This window comes from Stenotrophomonas sp. STEN240 (assembly GCF_056756175.1).
In genome coordinates this window covers 32,081-48,853 of the sequence record NZ_JBRRBO010000032.1, presented here as the reverse complement: position 1 = coordinate 48,853, position 16,773 = coordinate 32,081, and the positions used below count along the sequence as shown (strand labels likewise).

General features: G+C 66.0%; 15 protein-coding genes. All 15 read left to right on the top strand.

Annotation, left to right across the window (positions count from 1 at the left end):
- The first annotated feature begins 171 nt into the window (after positions 1-171).
- The 15 genes from flhB (at position 172) to ACVOKO_RS13705 (ending at position 16,722) form a co-directional block, all read left to right on the top strand.
- Positions 172-1,302 (top strand): flagellar biosynthesis protein FlhB, encoded by a 1,131-nt coding sequence (flhB, locus tag ACVOKO_RS13775; protein WP_346499471.1) that lies wholly within the window; start codon positions 172-174, stop codon positions 1,300-1,302.
- Positions 1,299-3,407 (top strand): flagellar biosynthesis protein FlhA, encoded by a 2,109-nt coding sequence (gene flhA, locus ACVOKO_RS13770; RefSeq protein WP_430980784.1) that lies wholly within the window; start codon positions 1,299-1,301, stop codon positions 3,405-3,407. Before flhB ends, flhA begins: the two co-directional genes overlap by 4 nt.
- 154 nt (positions 3,408-3,561) lie before the next feature.
- Positions 3,562-5,340 carry a flagellar biosynthesis GTPase FlhF gene (flhF, locus tag ACVOKO_RS13765; protein ID WP_346499470.1) on the top strand — a complete coding sequence of 593 codons (1,779 nt, stop codon included), beginning with the start codon at positions 3,562-3,564 and terminating at the stop codon, positions 5,338-5,340.
- On the top strand, positions 5,327-6,211 hold the full coding sequence (locus ACVOKO_RS13760) for a MinD/ParA family ATP-binding protein (protein ID WP_057628672.1): 885 nt from the start codon (positions 5,327-5,329) through the stop codon (positions 6,209-6,211). The genes flhF and ACVOKO_RS13760 overlap by 14 nt, the downstream gene beginning before the upstream one ends.
- Positions 6,208-6,957: an RNA polymerase sigma factor FliA gene (locus ACVOKO_RS13755; RefSeq protein ID WP_346499469.1), complete on the top strand. Its 750-nt coding sequence runs from the start codon at positions 6,208-6,210 to the stop codon at positions 6,955-6,957. The genes ACVOKO_RS13760 and ACVOKO_RS13755 overlap by 4 nt, the downstream gene beginning before the upstream one ends.
- A 13-nt stretch (positions 6,958-6,970) precedes the next feature.
- Positions 6,971-7,363, top strand: a complete 393-nt coding sequence (cheY, locus tag ACVOKO_RS13750) for a chemotaxis response regulator CheY (RefSeq protein WP_303749801.1) — start codon at positions 6,971-6,973, stop codon at positions 7,361-7,363.
- Positions 7,363-7,980 carry a protein phosphatase CheZ gene (locus tag ACVOKO_RS13745; RefSeq protein WP_346499468.1) on the top strand — a complete coding sequence of 206 codons (618 nt, stop codon included), beginning with the start codon at positions 7,363-7,365 and terminating at the stop codon, positions 7,978-7,980. The genes cheY and ACVOKO_RS13745 overlap by 1 nt, the downstream gene beginning before the upstream one ends.
- 3 nt (positions 7,981-7,983) lie before the next feature.
- On the top strand, positions 7,984-9,855 hold the full coding sequence (locus ACVOKO_RS13740) for a chemotaxis protein CheA (RefSeq protein WP_346499467.1): 1,872 nt from the start codon (positions 7,984-7,986) through the stop codon (positions 9,853-9,855).
- A 309-nt stretch (positions 9,856-10,164) separates the two neighbouring features.
- Positions 10,165-10,905, top strand: a complete 741-nt coding sequence (locus tag ACVOKO_RS13735; RefSeq protein WP_346499466.1) for a flagellar motor protein — start codon at positions 10,165-10,167, stop codon at positions 10,903-10,905.
- Between the two features lie 3 nt (positions 10,906-10,908).
- Positions 10,909-11,856, top strand: a complete 948-nt coding sequence (motD, locus tag ACVOKO_RS13730; RefSeq protein ID WP_346499465.1) for a flagellar motor protein MotD — start codon at positions 10,909-10,911, stop codon at positions 11,854-11,856.
- Positions 11,856-12,638, top strand: a complete 783-nt coding sequence (locus tag ACVOKO_RS13725) for a ParA family protein (RefSeq protein WP_346499464.1) — start codon at positions 11,856-11,858, stop codon at positions 12,636-12,638. Before motD ends, ACVOKO_RS13725 begins: the two co-directional genes overlap by 1 nt.
- Entirely contained in the window at positions 12,635-13,624 is a 990-nt protein-coding gene (locus tag ACVOKO_RS13720; RefSeq protein ID WP_346499463.1) for a chemotaxis protein CheW, read from the top strand. The genes ACVOKO_RS13725 and ACVOKO_RS13720 overlap by 4 nt, the downstream gene beginning before the upstream one ends.
- A gap of 429 nt (positions 13,625-14,053) precedes the next feature.
- On the top strand, positions 14,054-14,362 hold the full coding sequence (locus tag ACVOKO_RS13715) for an STAS domain-containing protein (protein WP_346499462.1): 309 nt from the start codon (positions 14,054-14,056) through the stop codon (positions 14,360-14,362).
- Positions 14,359-14,724 carry a response regulator gene (locus ACVOKO_RS13710; protein ID WP_062167746.1) on the top strand — a complete coding sequence of 122 codons (366 nt, stop codon included), beginning with the start codon at positions 14,359-14,361 and terminating at the stop codon, positions 14,722-14,724. Before ACVOKO_RS13715 ends, ACVOKO_RS13710 begins: the two co-directional genes overlap by 4 nt.
- Positions 14,725-14,760: 36 nt before the next feature.
- Complete coding sequence (locus tag ACVOKO_RS13705; protein ID WP_346499461.1) at positions 14,761-16,722, top strand: chemotaxis protein CheA; 1,962 nt, start codon at positions 14,761-14,763, stop codon at positions 16,720-16,722.
- Positions 16,723-16,773: the final 51 nt, after the last annotated feature.

The following is a 16,773-nucleotide window of genomic DNA, read 5'->3' as shown; positions in this document are numbered from 1 at the left end:
GCCATGCTCGGCAGGGGGCTTTACCGGTAAGGCCTCTGCCGAGCATGGCTCGGCACTACAAGGTTGGCTTTACCGGCAGTGCCCCTGCCGAGCATGGCTCGGCACTACCTGGGCCTGGGTTTGGAATGATTTTTGCACGGCAATGGAAGAACCCTTCTTCCATGCCAGGCAATGTCAGAAAACGAACAGGCCGGGGAAAAAACCGAACTCCCCACCGAAAAACGCCTGCGCGAGGCGCGTGAGCAAGGCAATATCCCGCGCTCACGCGAACTGGCCACCGCTGCCGTCTTCGTCGCTGCGGTACTGACGCTATACGCGATGTCCGGCTCCATGGGCGGTTCGGCACGGCAATGGATGAAGGCCGCGCTGTCGCCCGAGCCCGGCCTGCTGGACACCCCCAACGCCTTGTTCGGCCACGCCGGCTGGCTGTTGCTCAAGCTGATGCTGGCCTTCAGCCCGCTGGTGCTGGTGTGCGTGGCCGCCGGCTTCATCGCACCGGTATTGATGGGCGGGCTGCGGTTCTCCAACAAGGCGATGATGCCGGACTTCAATCGCATGAACCCGATGAGCGGGATCAAGCGCCTGGTCGGCCCCGAAGCCCTGGCCGAACTGGTCAAGTCACTGCTGCGGGTGGCCTTTGTCGGCACCGCCGCCGGCCTGTGCATCTGGCATGGCGCGGATGCGCTGCGCGGGCTGCTGCACCTGCCACTGGAAAGCGCCATCGGCCGTGGCCTGGGCTTCACCCTCAAGCTGCTGCTGGCCACCGCCGGTGCGATGGCGCTGCTGGCCGCCATCGATGCCCCGTACCAGAAGTGGAACTGGCTGCGGAAGCTGAAAATGACCCGCGAAGAACTGCGCCGCGAGATGAAGGAAAGCGAAGGTAGCCCCGAGGTCAAGGGCCGTATCCGGCAGATGCAGATGCAGCTGTCGCAGCGCCGGATGATCGAGGCCGTCCCCACCGCCGACGTCGTACTGGTCAACCCCACCCACTACGCGGTGGCGCTGAAGTACGAAAGCGGGCGCATGAACGCCCCCACCGTAGTCGCCCGCGGCGTGGACGAAATGGCCCTGCGCATCCGCCAGGTGGCCGACGGCAACAAGGTCGCCATCGTCTCGTCGCCGCCTTTGGCACGGGCCTTGTATCGGGAAAGCCAACTTGGCAAGGAAATCCCCGTGAGACTGTATTCGGCTGTTGCCCTTGTCCTGTCCTATGTCTACCAGCTGCGCCAATGGCGTAGCGGCCCGATGCCGCAGATGGCGTCCATTGATATCGATGAATTCGGCAAGGGAGAAACCCGATGAGCAGCCAGACCTCGGGCATGTCCGCACGCCGCGTACTGGACATGCTGCGCCACGGGCTGGGCGCGCCGCTGATCGTGCTGGCCCTGCTGGCAATGGTGGTGGTGCCCTTGGCCGCACCGGTGCTGGACGCCCTGTTCACCCTCAACATCGCCATCTCGATGCTGGTGCTGCTGGCCGTGGTCTACGTGAAGCGGCCGCTGGACTTCACCATCTTCCCGATCGTGCTGCTGGTCACCACGATGCTGCGGCTGGCGTTGAACGTGGCCTCGACCCGGGTGATCCTGCTCAATGGCCAGAACGGCCATGAGGCCGCCGGCAAGGTGATCGCCGCGTTCGGCGAGTTCGTGATCGGCGGCAACTATGCGGTCGGCATCGTGGTGTTCGCGATCCTGACCATCATCAACTTCGTGGTCATCACCAAGGGTGCCGGGCGCGTATCGGAAGTGACCGCGCGCTTCATCCTGGACGCCATGCCCGGCAAGCAGATGGCGATCGATGCCGACCTCAACGCCGGTTTGCTGACGCGCGAGGAAGCCAAGCTGCGCCGCGAAGAGGTGCGCGAAGAAGCGGACTTCTACGGCGCGATGGACGGCGCCAGCAAGTTCATCCGCGGCGACGCCATCGCCGGCATCCTGATTCTTTTCATCAACATGCTCGGCGGCCTGGCCGTTGGCGTACTGCAGCATGACATGGCCTTCGGCGACGCCGCAGCCACCTACACGCTGCTGTCGATCGGTGACGGCCTGGTAGCGCAGCTGCCGGCCCTGCTGGTCTCCAGCGCCGTGGCCATGCTGGTCACCCGCGCCTCGCGCTCGCAGGACATGAGCGAGGCGATGATGGGCCAGGTGTTCGGCCAGTACCGCGCGCTTGCCATCACCGCCGGCATCATCGGCCTGGTCGGCCTGGTGCCGGGCATGCCCAACGTTGCCTTCCTGAGCCTGGCCCTGATCCTGGGTTTCATTGCCTGGAAGCTGTGGAAACGCGAAGCCAGCGCTGCCGCCAATGCGGCAGCCAACGCAAGTGCAGCCACCGAAGGCGGCATCAACGCACTGGGCCAGCCACAGCCCGCCCCCACCGCCGAGCTGACCTGGGACGAACTGCGCCCGGTTGATCCGCTGGGCCTTGAAGTCGGCTACCGGCTGATTCCGCTGGTCGACAAGACCCAGGGCGGTGAACTGATGGCGCGGATCAAGGGCGTACGCCGCAAGCTGACCCAGGACTTGGGCTTCCTGATCCCGCCGGTGCATATCCGCGACAACCTGGAGTTGCCGGCAACCCATTACCGCCTGTTGATCCATGGCGTCCCGGTCAGCACCGCCGACATCCACCCGGATCGCGAGCTGGCATTGGACCCGGGCAGTGCCATGGGCAAACTCGACGGCATCGCCGGCAAGGATCCGGCCTTCGGCCTGGACGCCACCTGGATCCAGCCGCACCAGCGCGCCCACGCCGAATCATTGGGCTACACCGTGGTCGACCCGGCCACCGTGGTTGCCACCCATCTGTCGCACCTGATCCGCGAGCACGCGCCGGAACTGCTGGGTCACGAGGAAGTGCAGCAACTGCTGGCCACCCTGGCCAAGAGTGCGCCCAAACTGGCCGAAGACCTGTCGCCCAAGGCGCTGCCGCTGTCCAGCGTGGCCCGTGTACTGCAGAACCTGCTGGTCGAGCGCATCCCGGTCCGCCAGCTGCGCAAGATCGCCGAAGCGCTGGTCGAAGCCGCACCCGTCACCCAGGACCCGGCCGCGCTCACCGCTGCGGTACGCAACGCCCTTGGCCGCTTCATCGTGCAGGAAATCGCCGGCTCCTCGCCGGAGCTGCCGGTGTTCACCCTCAACCCGCAATTGGAACGGGTCTTGCAGGAGTCAACACAAGGCAATGGTGCCGCACTGGAACCCGGTCTCGCCGAACGCCTCCACCAGAGTCTTGCCGAATGTGTCGGCAAGCAGGAGGCCCGCAACGAGCCCGCGGTTGTGCTGGTACCGGCCCCGGTCCGCGCCGCGCTGGCGCGCCTGGTCCGCCACAGCGTTCCCTCGCTGTCGGTCCTGGCCTACAGCGAAGTGCCGGAAGACAAACGCCTGAAGCTGGTCGGCACGATCAGTTGATGCAAGCCGAAAGCCGACGCCGGCAGCACTGCCGGCGACGGAAACCAGACACCTGCAGCAGCACGCACCCATTCCGCAAGAAGGAGCCCGTCACGCCATGTATGACATCGCCAACGCCACTCCTTCACCGCAACCCCACTCCCGGTACCAAAGCATGAAGATCAAACGTTTCGTCGCCGCTGACATGCGCACCGCCATGAACCTCGTGCGCAAAGAACACGGTCCCGATGCCGTGATCCTGTCCAATCGACGGATCGAGGAAGGTGTCGAGATCGTGGCTGCCGCACACTACGACGAAACCGCAGTACAGCAGGCATTGGAAGCGACCCGCCCGGCCCCGCCGGCACCGCCCAAGCCGCGCAGCGCCGCCGAAGCCATCATGGCCGCGATGACCCGCCGCAAGGCACCGGAGCCGGAACCGGTCACCGCCACCACCTCGGCCGTCGCCGCACTGGCGCGCTCGGCGGTAGGCGCCACCGGCCGCTCCATCGACAGCAGCGTTGAACTGGCACCGGGCAGCCGCTTCTCCGGCCTGCTCAAGTCGGCCGCGATCGAGCCGGTCGCACCGCGCCAGGCCGCCGTAACGCAGAGCCTGTTTGCCACCCAACCGGCCAGCGCCGACGAACTGCCGGTAGTGCCGGCATTCCGTCCCGCCGGCACGGCCGCAGTCGCCATCACGCCGCTTGCTGCCGCCCCGGTCAACACCGCGCAGGCCAGCTTTGCCGACGCCATTGCCGCCGTCACCATTGCGCCGCCCGCACCCGCACCGGTTGAACGCGCCCGCTTCGTGATCGATCCGCCGATGCCGGAGCCAGCCAGCCTGGCGCCCGTCGCGGCGCCGGCCCTGCCTGCCGCAGCGACGGCCGCTACCGCCTACATCGCAGCGCCGGTTGCAGCCAGCGCTCCGATCATCAACACCGCCGAAGTCGCGCAGCCCATCAACGCTGCCGTCACCGAAAGCGCGCCGGTTGCGGCCGCTCCGGCACTGAGCCCGGTGGCGACCAGCCCGGCCGTGGCCACCCGCGACGACGAACAGCTCAGCCAGCTGCGCCAGGAAGTAGCCGGCATGCGTCACCTGATCGAGCGCGAGATGAACCGCTTCACCGACGAACGCCTGCGTGGCAGCGCGGTGCGCGCCAACGCTTTGGACCTGATGGACGAGTACGGCTTCGACGCCGGCCTGGCCCGCGACGTCGCCACCCAGATTCCAGCCGATATCGATCCCAGCCGTGCCCGTGGCCTGATGCTGGGGCTGATTTCCAAGAAGCTGCCGATTGCCCCGGTCGATCCGATGGAAACCGGCGGCGTCATCGCCCTGGTCGGCCCCACCGGTGCCGGCAAGACCACCACCATCGCCAAGCTGGCCTCGCGCTTTGCCGAAGCCCATGCCGCCCGCGACGTGGCCCTGGTCACCACCGATACCCAGCGCATCGGCGCCCGCGAGCAGCTGTACGGCTTTGGCCGCCAGCTCGGCATCGCCGTGCACGAGGCCAACAGCGGCACCGATCTGAACCAGCTGCTGCAGAAGCTGGCCGACTACAAGCTGGTCTTGATCGACACCGCCGGTCTGGGCCAGCGCGACCGCGCCCTCACCGCCCAGCTGCAGTGGCTGCGCGCCGCCGGCCAGATCCGCACCCTGCTGGTGCTGCCGGCCAACACTGCTTTCCAGGACATGGACGAAGTGGTGCGCCGCTTCAGCGCCGCCAACCCGCAGGGCGTGGTGCTGACCAAGCTGGACGAGACCGGCCGCTTCGGTTCGGCCCTGTCGGTGGCAGTCGACCATCGCCTGCCGATCACCTGGGTAACCGACGGTCAGGACGTTCCGGAAGACCTTTATCGGGCCTCTGCCGCAAATCTGGTACTTCGCCTTGAAGATTTGCGCCGGGCGGCCGATATGCCCTGCAACACGGAGTTGAACAATGCAGTCGCGTGAGTACGCCAAGCTGACCAACACCTTCCCGCTGTCGGCTACCCGGCACGAACCGGCCGGCCCGGTACGCACCATCGCGGTGACCGGCGGCAAGGGCGGTGTGGGTAAAACCAATGTCTCGGCCAATCTGGCCGTGGCACTGGCAGGCATGGGCAAACGTACGCTGCTGCTGGACGCCGACCTGGGCCTGGCCAATATCGACGTGGTGCTGGGCCTGCAGCCCAAGCACACCCTGGCCGACCTGGTCGCCGGGCGCGCCACGCTGGAAGAAGTCATCATCGAAGGCCCGAACGGCGTGCTGGTAGTGCCAGCCGCTTCCGGCCGCCGGCACATGGCCGAGCTGCAGCCAGCTGAGCACGTTGGCCTGGTCAATGTGTTCTCCGAGCTCGAACGCGACCTTGATGTGATGATCATCGACACTGCCGCCGGCATCACCGACAGCGTGTTGACCTTCTGCCAGGCCGCCCAGGACACCGTGGTGGTGGTCTGTGACGAGCCGGCCTCGATCACCGACGCCTACGCACTGATCAAGGTGCTCTCGCGCGAGCGCGGCGTGGACCGCATCCAGGTGGTGGCCAACATGGTCCGCGACCCGAACGAAGGCCGCGCCCTGTACGAAAAGCTGGTGCGGGTCTGCGAGAAGTTCCTGATCGATGTCTCGCTGAATTACCTGGGCTGCGTGCCGCAGGACGACTGGCTGCGCCTGTCGGTGCAGCGCCAGCAGCCGGTGGTCAAGCTCTACCCTTCCGCGCCGGCATCGCTGGCCATCAACGAAATCGCCCGTCGCACCGCGCGCTGGCAAGCCCCAACCGCTCCGCGCGGCGGCGTTGAGTTCTTCCTGGAACGCATCATCCAGCAGAAGGTGAAGGCATGAACAATGCAGCCGCCCAATACCGTGAAGTCCAGCGCAACGCGGCCAATGACTGCATCGCCCGCCACGCCGACCTGGTCCGCCGCATCGCCCACCATTTGGCCGCGCGCCTGCCCGCCAGCGTCGAGGTCGACGATCTGATCCAGGCCGGCATGATGGGGCTGATCGAAGCTTCGCGCAGCTACGACGCCGAACAGGGCGCCTCGTTCGAGACCTATGCATCCATCCGCATCCGCGGCTCGATGATCGACGAGATCCGCCGTGGCGACTGGGTGCCGCGCTCGGTGCACCGCCGGGCCCGTGACGCCGCCGCCACCATTCGCCGCCTGGAGCAGAGTACCGGCCGTTCGGCCAGCGCCAGCGAAGTGGCCGAGGCGATGGAGCTGCCCCTGCCCGATTACATGCGGCTGGTCGAAGACGCCTCGCGCGGCCAGGTGCTGAGCCTGGAATCGCGCATCGAAGACCAGGGCGAACTGGATACCCCGACCACCGGCGGCCCCAATCCGCAGCAGGTTTTGGAGCGCAGCCAGTTCGGCGCCGAGCTGGGCAAGGCCATCGGCCATCTGCCCGAGCGTGAGCAGCTGGTGCTGTCGCTGTACTACGAGCAGGAATTGAACCTGAAGGAAATCGGCGCGGTATTGGGCGTAAGCGAATCCCGCGTCTGTCAGATCCACGGCCAAGCCATGCTGCGCCTGCGCGGGCGGCTGAAGATTTTCGAGGCGGCCGACGCCGGCCTTGAGGAACCATGAAGAGGAAAGTCTTTTGAACAAGAACATGCGCATCCTGATCGTTGACGACTTCTCGACGATGCGTCGCATCGTCAAGAACCTGCTCGGCGATCTGGGCTTCACCAATACCGCCGAAGCCGAGGACGGGCATGCCGCGCTGTCGCTGCTGCAGAGCCAGCCGTTTGATTTCGTCGTGACCGACTGGAACATGCCGGTGATGACCGGCATCGAGCTGCTCAAGGCGATCCGCAACGATGCCAAGCTCAAAACCCTGCCGGTGTTGATGGTCACCGCCGAAGCCAAGCGTGAGCAGATCATCGAGGCCGCGCAGAGCGGCGTGAACGGCTACATCATCAAGCCATTCACCGCGCAGACGCTGGAAGAAAAGCTCGGCAAGATCTTCGAACGCCTGGCTGCGAGCGCCTGATGAACCAGCTCGGGGAATTGAGCGACAAATCGGCCCTGGTGCAGCGCCTGCAGGACGCACTGGCAGCACTGGAAAGCGGCGACGAAGCCGGCTGGCGCAGGGAAATCGACGCACTGGCTGCGTTGCGTGCACAACCGATGATGTCCGGCCTGGGCCGGCTCGCGCGCGAGCTGGGCCAGGCATTGGGCGAACTGCCCAGCGTACCCAGCGAAGCCGGCGAGCTGGACGACGCCTGCGCGCGCCTGGACCACGTGGTGCAGATGACCGAACAGGCCACCCATCGCACACTTGATCTGGCCGAAGAATGCCGGGCGCTCACAGAGCGTCTGCGCAGCGACGGGCTCAATGCCGAACAGGGCGAAATCCTTGAGCGCATCCGCCACAACCTTACCGAAGTGGCACTGACCCAGAGCTACCAGGACCTTACCGGGCAGATCATCCGCCGGGTGGTTGGCATCGTCCGCCGCGTGCACGAAGGCTTCGGCGCGCTCGGCCTGCCGCCGCCGGAAGAAGACGCCCGCAACCAGGGCTTGGCCGGCCCGGCCGTCAATGGCCTGGACCGCCACGCCGTGTCGCAGGTGGATGCTGACGACCTGCTCTCGGACCTGGGGCTGTAAGCCATGAGTGCATTTGCCGACGACATCGCCGCCGACTTCATCCTCGAAGCGCAGGAGATCCTGGATCGCCTCGGCGAACAGCTGGTGACGCTGGAACAGGCACCGCACGATAGCGAGCAGCTCAACGCCGTGTTCCGCGGCTTCCACACGCTCAAGGGCGGCGCCGGTTTTCTGGCGATCCATCCGATGGTGGAGCTGTGCCACGCCGCCGAGGAAACCCTGGGCATGGCGCGTGCCGGCAAGGCTGAACTGCTGGCCCATCATTTCGATGCCGCCCAACAATCGCTGGACTGGCTGCAGGCCATGCTCGACGCGGTGTCTTCGGGCACCGAACCGGAGCATGCACCTGCGGCGCTGATCGCCCAGTTCGATGTCGGTGCTGCACCGGTCGTTGCAGTCGCGCAGCCGGTCGCCGCGTCTGCAGGTGGCAGCGAGCTGATCAGCGAAGACGAGTTCGAAGCCCTGCTCAACGAGCTGCACGGCAGCGGCACGCCCGGTGCCCAGCCCATCGCTGCGGCAAAGGCCGGCGATGAGCTGATCGACGAAGACGAATTCGAGGCCCTGCTCGACAAGCTGCATGGCGGTGCTGCACCCGGTGCAGTGGCCGTACACGCTGTTCCTGCGGCAGCAGCGGCGCCCAAGCCCGCCCCGCCGCGTGCTGCTGCGCCCGCACCGCGCCCGGCAGCAGCTGCCGCCAAACCGGCAGCCGCCAAAGCCGCCGAGCCCGAGCACACCGTGCGCGTGGACACCAAGCGCCTGGACGCCATCGTCAACCTGATCGGCGAACTGGTGCTGGCGCGCAACCGGCTCAAGACCCTGCGCGTGCGCTTGAAGGACGAAGAACTGGACCGCGCAGTTTCCACTTTGGATATCGCCACCGCACGCCTGCAGTCGGCGGTCATGCGTACCCGCATGCAGCCGGTCGGCAAGGTGTTCTCGCGTTTCCCCAAGGTCGCCCGCGACGTGGCCCGTTCGCTGCACAAGGAAGTCGATCTGGAATTGATCGGCGCCGATACCGAGCTGGACCGCAACCTGGTTGAAGCACTGGCCGATCCACTGGTGCATCTGGTGCGCAATGCCATCGACCATGGCGTGGAATCACCCGAACTACGTGAGGCCCAGGGCAAGCCACGGATGGGCCGGGTACGCCTGTCTGCTCAACAGGAAGGCGACTACGTCAGCATCGAAGTGCAGGACGACGGCGCCGGCATCGACCCCGAACGCCTGCGCGCCAAGGCCCGTGACAAGGGGTTGATCGACCCGGAAGCAGCCGCCCGCCTGACCAGCGAAGAATGCCTGCACCTGGTGTTCCTGCCCGGTTTCTCGACCAAACAGGAAGTCACCGACATTTCCGGCCGTGGCGTTGGCATGGATGTGGTGCAGTCACGCATCCGTGAACTCAGTGGCCAGATCCAGATCCAATCCGAGCTGGGCCGTGGCAGCCGTTTCCTGATCCGCGTGCCGCTGACGTTGGCGATCCTGCCAACCCTGCTGGTGCAGGCCGGCGACGACGTCTACGCGCTGCCACTGGCGCGGGTAATGGAAGTGCTGCATGCGCCGGCCACCTCGCTGGGCTGGTTTGACGGCCGCGCCGTGCTGGACCGCAAATCCCACACCCTGGCATTGCTGGACCTGCGCCAGTGGCTGGGAGTCACCCCGGCGCCAGCGACGCTGCTGACCATCGTCGTGCTGCAGATGGGCGAAGCCCGTTTCGGCCTGGTGGTGGACCAGGTACGTGGCCGCGAGGAAGTGGTGATCAAACCACTGCCGCGCGCACTGCGCGGCCTGAACGGTTATGCCGGCGCCACTTTGATTGGTGATGGGCGCATGGCGTTGATTCTGGATGTGGATGGGCTGCGCGGAGGGCAAGGGTAAGCGATGCAGCAAAACCCCCAGTTGAGCTTGCAATCACGCATCCCCTCTCCCGCCTGCGGGAGCACGCATCCCCTCTCCCGCCTGCGGGAGAGGGAGCCCCGCGAAGACGGGGCGGGTGAGGGCAGCTTTTAACCCGTAGAGCAAAACGCTGTCCCCTCTCCCGCCCGCGGGAGAGGGGCTTGAGCAAAGCCCCTCTATTCAAGACTGCTCCAACAGCGCCCTCACCCCAACCCCTCCCCCGCCTGCGGAAGAGGGGCTTAAGCAAAGCCCCCGATTCAAGACCGCTCCAACCAGGCCGATATACGCACCATGGACCGACTCAGCATCATTGGACTTTTCCTCGCCCTCGCCTCGCTGGTGGGTGGCAGCATCCTCAAAGGCGCCGGCCTGTCCTCGCTGTGGTCACCGGCTGCGTTTGTGATCGTCATCGTCGGCACCTTGGCGGCCATCCTGCTGCACACCTCGCCGGCGGTGTTCAAACACGCCTTCAAGATCGTGCGCTGGGTGATCCGCCCGCCGGCCAGCGATCGCCGCGCGCTGGTCCAGCAGATCGTGGACTGGAGCAATATCGCGCGCCGCCAGGGCCTGCTCGGCCTGGAGCCGCAGGTCGAGATGCAGGACGATCCGTTCATCCGCAAAGGCCTGCAACTGGTGGTTGACGGCGTTGAGCCGGACACCATCCGGCACATGATGGAAATCGAACTGGGCAGCCAGGAACAGCAGGATCTGGCCGCCACCAAGGTGTTCGAGGGCATGGGCATCTACGCCCCTACTCTGGGCATCATCGGCGCCGTGCTCGGGCTGATCGCAGTGATGAAGAACCTGGCCGACCCGAGCAAGCTGGGCCACGGTATCGCTGCCGCCTTCACCGCCACCATCTACGGCATCGCCTCGGCCAACCTGCTGTTTCTGCCGGTCTCGGCCAAGCTCAAGGGCGTGATCGCCAGCAGCTGCCGCGAACGCGAAATGATCATCGAAGGCCTGATCGCCATTGCCCAGGGCGAAAACCCGCGCAATATCGAAAACAGCCTGGCCGGCTTCGTGAACTGAACCATGGCCCGTCGCAAGCGCCACGAAGAGCACGCCAACCATGAAGCATGGGCCATCCCCTATGCCGATCTGATGACGCTGCTGCTCGCGTTCTTCGTGGTGATGTACGCGATCTCCTCCTTGAACGAAGGCAAGTACCGGGTCATGGCCGATGCGCTGACCACCGCTTTCGGCGGCGCCCCGCGCACCATCAGCCAGGTACAGGTAGGCAACAAGCAGCTGCAGGGTGGCGGTTTTGATTCACCCTCGGTGATCCGAGCACCGAGCATGACCGGCGGCGCACTGGCCGATCCTACCCAACTGCCTTCGATGGCGTCGCACATGCGCATGCCGGTTTCGGCGCATAACCAGGAACAGCTGCAGCGCGCCGAGCGCCAGCTCAACCAGATCGCCGACCAGCTGAGCAGGACACTGGCCCCGTTGGTCAAACAAGGCGTCATCACGGTGCGCCGCACCGAACTGTGGATCGAGGTCGAGATCAACAGCGATATCCTTTTCGTCACCGGTTCGGCCGCGCTCGATGTCGGTGCCCGCGAAACCCTGGGTACGCTGGCCGATGTATTGCTGGACGCACCCAACGGCGTGCGCGTGGAAGGCCATACCGACAACCTGCCAATCGCCACCGCGCAGTTCCCGTCCAACTGGGAATTGTCGGCGGCGCGCGCGGCCAGCGTGGTCCACCTGTTTGCCGACCACGGTGTACAGCCGCAGCGGCTGGCCATGGTCGGCTACGGCCAGTTCCGCCCACGCGAAAGCAACGATGCGCCCGAAGGGCGCAACCGCAACCGGCGGGTGATGGTGATCATCCTCGCCGATTCGGCAGCAGCAGCCGATCTGCCTGCAGCCGGCAACACCACAGCCAGCACCAGCGGCGATGACGACAGTGGCGGCGCTGCCGCCGCAAGCGCCATTCGCAGCGCGGTACCGGCGGTCATCGAAGGAGTCCACTGATGCGCATCTGGGCCATTGCCAACCAAAAAGGCGGCGTCGGCAAAACCACCACTACCCTGTCGCTGGGACGCGGCCTGGCCGCGCGCGGCCACAAGGTGCTGCTGATCGACCTGGACCCCCACTCCTCCTTGACCCGCGCCTTCGGTGTGCCTGTCGAGCCGGTGCCGCAAGGCGTGCAGGAGCTGTTCGCCGCACCACCGCACGAAATCGCCGCGCTGGCCCGCCACAGTGACATCCCCGGCCTGGACTATCTCTGCGCGCAGGCCTCGCTGGCCACGCTGGAACGGCGCAGCGCCAACCAGCCTGGCCTCGGCCTGGCCCTGCAGCAGGCCCTTGCACGCCACGGCGAACAGCACGACTACATCCTGCTCGACTGCGCGCCCACGCTGGGCCTGCTGATGATCAACGCCTTGGCAGCGGCCGACCGCCTGATCATCCCAACCCAGGCCGAGCCACTGGCCCTGCATGGTCTGGACGGCATGGTCCGCACCGGCGAGATGGTGGAGCGCTCACGCAAGCGTGCCCTGCCCATCTCGGTGCTGCCGACCCTGTTCGACCGCCGCACCCGCGCCGGCAACGAAACCCTCAAGCTGATGCAGGACCGCCATGGCGAACGCGTCTGGGAAGATGCGATTCCAATCGACACCCGCATCTGCAATCCGGCCGCATTGACCGTACCGCTGCTTGGCGATGATTACCCCGGTCGCGGCATGGCCGCCTACCGCCACGCGCTGGAATGGTTGCTGCTCAACGAGGCCGCGCAGCTGGAGCGCGCCGCATGAGCAACGACGTACTGGACGACTATCTGGGCGAACTGCTGATGGAAGCGGTACCGGCCCCGGTTGCTGCCGAACCGGTCCTCGCCGCACCCGCCGCCGCAAAACCAGCCTTTGAAGCGCCCGGCGACAGTGCCGAGCTGGAAGCCGTGTTTGAGGCCGCCTTGGCAGCCACGCAGTCCAAAGCCACCGCAGCACCGGCCGCGCCAACTCCGCCAACCAGCGTAGCTGGCGACAACGCTGCCCTGCAGGCCGCGTTCGACGATGCCATGGCAGCCACCAGCGCCGCCAACGCAGGCCGTCCGCCAACCTGGGACGACCTGCCGGACGAAGTGATCTACGAAACCGGCCCCGCTGAAAGCCGCAAGCTCGCCCACAGCGACAGTGCCTGTCTGCAGGCCGCGTTCGCGACTGCGGCGGGCCTGCCGGCGCCCCCGCCTGCGCCGCCGCGCAGCACACCCAACGTACGCGCACTGGAAACGCCGGTGGCAGACGCACGCCCCAGCACCTGGCAGGAGCTGCAGGCACAGGCACAGCGCCCGGCCAACAACCAACAGCGCCGCGCCTCCGAGCGCAGCACGCGTTGGCTGCGCCTGCGCTGCGGCCAGCAAACCTATGCACTGGAATTGTTGAAGGTGCAGGAGGTGGTCCTGCCGGTGCCATTGCTGGCATTGCGCGGCACCGGCCCGGCAATGCTGGGCATCATGAACCTGCGTGGCCAGGTGGTGCCGGTGATGGACCTGTGCCGCCACCTGGATGTACACAGCGCAGCGGAAGACGCGCAGACCCGGATTGTCGTGCTGGAAGAAAACGGCGAGACCCTGGGCCTGCGGGTGTCGGCGGTGGAAGACGTGGCCAACCTCAACGACTCGCAGATCGAGCCACCGGATACCGCGCGCATCTGCCAGATCTCCAACGAACTGTTCCGCGGCATCGCCCGCGTTGGCCAGCAACCGATGATCCTGCTCGACGCCGGCCGCCTGCTGCGCTGATTGCCGCCTGGCCTCCTCCCTTTCGCGCAGCGAAGGGGAGGATTGAGGAGGGGTGCTGTTGCCCCATGCCTCCTCCCTTTTGCGAAGCAAAGGGAAAGAAACAAAGGTAGTGCCGAGCCATGCTCGGCAGAGGCTTTACCGGTGAGGCTTCAGCCGAGCATGGCTCGGCTCTACACAGTCAAAAGCTACCCCTCCCCGGCCCTCCTCTGCGCTTTGCGCAAGGGAGGGAGCAGAGCTCACCCCTCCCCAACCCTCCCCTTCGCTGCGCGAAAGGGAGGGGGCAAAGCAGCCTCCACCTTCGGCGCAAGGAGGGGCTGATGCCACCAAAACCGTGCGCCGGTTAACACTATCTGCTGCAACGCATCGCAGCCCTAAAGATCGCTGGCGGATCGCCGCTATCTCTCCCAGTAACGTTTGTTCGGAGCAATGATGAGCACTGTGGCCCTGGCGCAGGATCTCGGCATCGAGTCCACCAGCGAGTTGAAGCAACAACTGGCAACCCATCTGCCGCAGGCCGGTCAGCTGCGTGTGGATGCCAGCCAGGTAGGCCGTGTGCACACCGCCGCGATGCAGGTGCTGTGCGCCTTTGTGCTGGCGCGCCAGCAGGCCGGCCATGGCACCGTGTTTGACAACGCTACCGATACCTTCCGCGACGCCGCGCGCCTGCTCGGTGTCCTCCGGACCCTGGGTCTGGAAGCAACCCCTGACACAACGAAATCTGTGGAGAACGCTGCATGAGCGCACGAATCTTGGTGGTGGACGACTCGGCGTCAATGCGCCAGATGGTCTCTTTCGCCCTCACCTCAGCCGGCTTTTCGGTTGAAGAAGCCGAGGACGGCGCTGTCGCCCTGGGCCGCGCCAAGGGCCAGCGTTTCAACGCCGTGGTCACCGACGTCAACATGCCCAACATGGACGGCATCGCGCTGATCCGCGAGCTGCGCCAGCTGCCGGACTACAAGTTCACGCCGATGCTGATGCTGACCACCGAGTCGGCCGCAGACAAGAAATCCGAAGGCAAGGCCGCCGGTGCTACCGGCTGGCTGGTCAAGCCGTTCAACCCCGAACAGCTGATTGCCACCGTCCAGAAAGTCCTGGGCTGATCAGCCCACCTGCCCTACCGATCGGATACCGCGCCAATGAGCATGGACCTGCAGCGTTTCCACGCCACCTTCTTCGAAGAAAGCCGCGAAGGGCTGGATGCAATGGAGGCCGGCCTGCTGGCACTGGAAGACGGCCAGCACGACCCCGAAGTCATCAACTCGGTGTTCCGTGCCGCGCACTCGATCAAGGGTGGCGCCGGTACCTTTGGCTTTGATGCCATCGCCGCACTGACCCACGTACTGGAAACGCTGCTTGATGAGCTGCGCTCCGGCAAGCGCGCACTGGAAGGCAACGCCGTCGATGCGATGCTTGGCTCGGTGGATGTACTGCGCGCCTTGCTGCGTGAAGTGGAGCATGGCCAGGCCGCCGATCCGGCTGCGGTCAAGGCGGTCACCGACCGCCTGCAGGCGGTGCTGGCGGGCGATGCCCCGGCAGCGGTCGTCGCCCCCAAGCAGGAAGAAACCCCGGACGCCTGGCAGATTGGCTTCGCCCCGGCGCCGTCGTTGTTCATGAGTGGCAACGATCCGCTGCGCATCATCCGCGAGCTGGAAACCCTGGGTTCGCTGCACGTCGAACCGCGTATGGCGCGCCTGCCCAGCTTCGATCAGCTCGATCCGCTGGAAGCCTACCTGGCCTGGGATCTGGGCCTGGTTGGCAAGGTGCCGCGCAGCCGTATCGAAGACACCTTTGCCTGGGTGGTGGACGACTGCGAACTGGACATCCGTCCGGCCGCACCGCCCAGCCTTGCCATCGAGGCAGCTCCGGTAACAGCTGCCGCCAGCACCGAGGCCGCCGCCAAGGCGCCGGCCAGCGCGCAGCAGCATGAAGCGGAAAGCTCGATCCGGGTCAGCGTCGACAAGGTCGATGCACTGATCAACCTAGTCGGCGAACTGGTCATCACCCAGGCCATGCTCAAGCAGGTTTCCGGCGGGCTGGATCCGGTCTTTGCCGAGCAGCTGTTTGCCGGCCTGGACCTGCTTGAACGCAATACCCGCGACCTGCAGGAAGCCGTCATCGGCGTGCGCATGCTGCCGGTGGATGCGGTGTTCCGTCGCTTCCCGCGCCTGGTCCGCGACCTGTCCGGCCGGCTCGGCAAGCAGGTGCGCCTGCGCACCATCGGCGAAGGCACCGAGCTGGACAAGGGCCTGATCGAGAAGATCGCCGATCCGCTGGTGCATCTGGTCCGCAACTCCATCGACCACGGCCTGGAAATGCCGGACGTGCGTCGCGAGGCCGGCAAGGACGAAACCGGCACGATTACGTTGGCCGCATCGCATCAAGGCGGGCATATCGTCATCGAGGTCAGCGACGACGGCCGCGGCCTGAACCGCGACAAGATCCTGGCCAAAGCGCTGGAACGCGGCTTGAGCGTGCCGGACAACCCCACCGACGCACAGGTCTGGGACCTGATTTTCCAACCCGGCTTCTCCACCGCCGACGCGGTCACCGATCTTTCCGGCCGTGGCGTCGGCATGGACGTGGTCCGCCGCAACATCCAGGCACTGGGTGGCGAGGTGCAGCTGGAAAGCCGCACCGGTGCCGGCACCCGCGTGCTGATCCGGCTGCCGCTGACCCTGGCCATCCTGGATGGCATGACGGTCTCCATTGCCGGCGAAACCCTGATCCTGCCGCTGGCCTACGTGCTCGAAGCACTGCAGCCACAGCCGGACGATATCCGCAGCATGGCCGGCGAAGGCCGCGTATTGCGGGTGCGCGGCGAATACCTGCCGATCCTGTCGCTGGGCCAGTACTACGGCTATCCGCACAATCCGCAGGCCGACCCGCTGGTGGTCGTGGTCGAGGGCGACGGCCAGAAGATCGCACTGGAAGTGGACGAGCTGATCGGCCAGCAACAGGTGGTCGTCAAGAACATCGAAAACAACTACCGGCGCATCAGTGGCGTTTCCGGCGCCACCATCCTCGGCGATGGCCGGGTTGCGCTGATCGTTGATATTGGTGGCCTGGTGCGCTCACTGCGCACCCAGCAAGCGGCCTGATCACACCGTAAACGCCTGCCCCTGACGCCGCTCGCCCCTCATCTGGGCGGG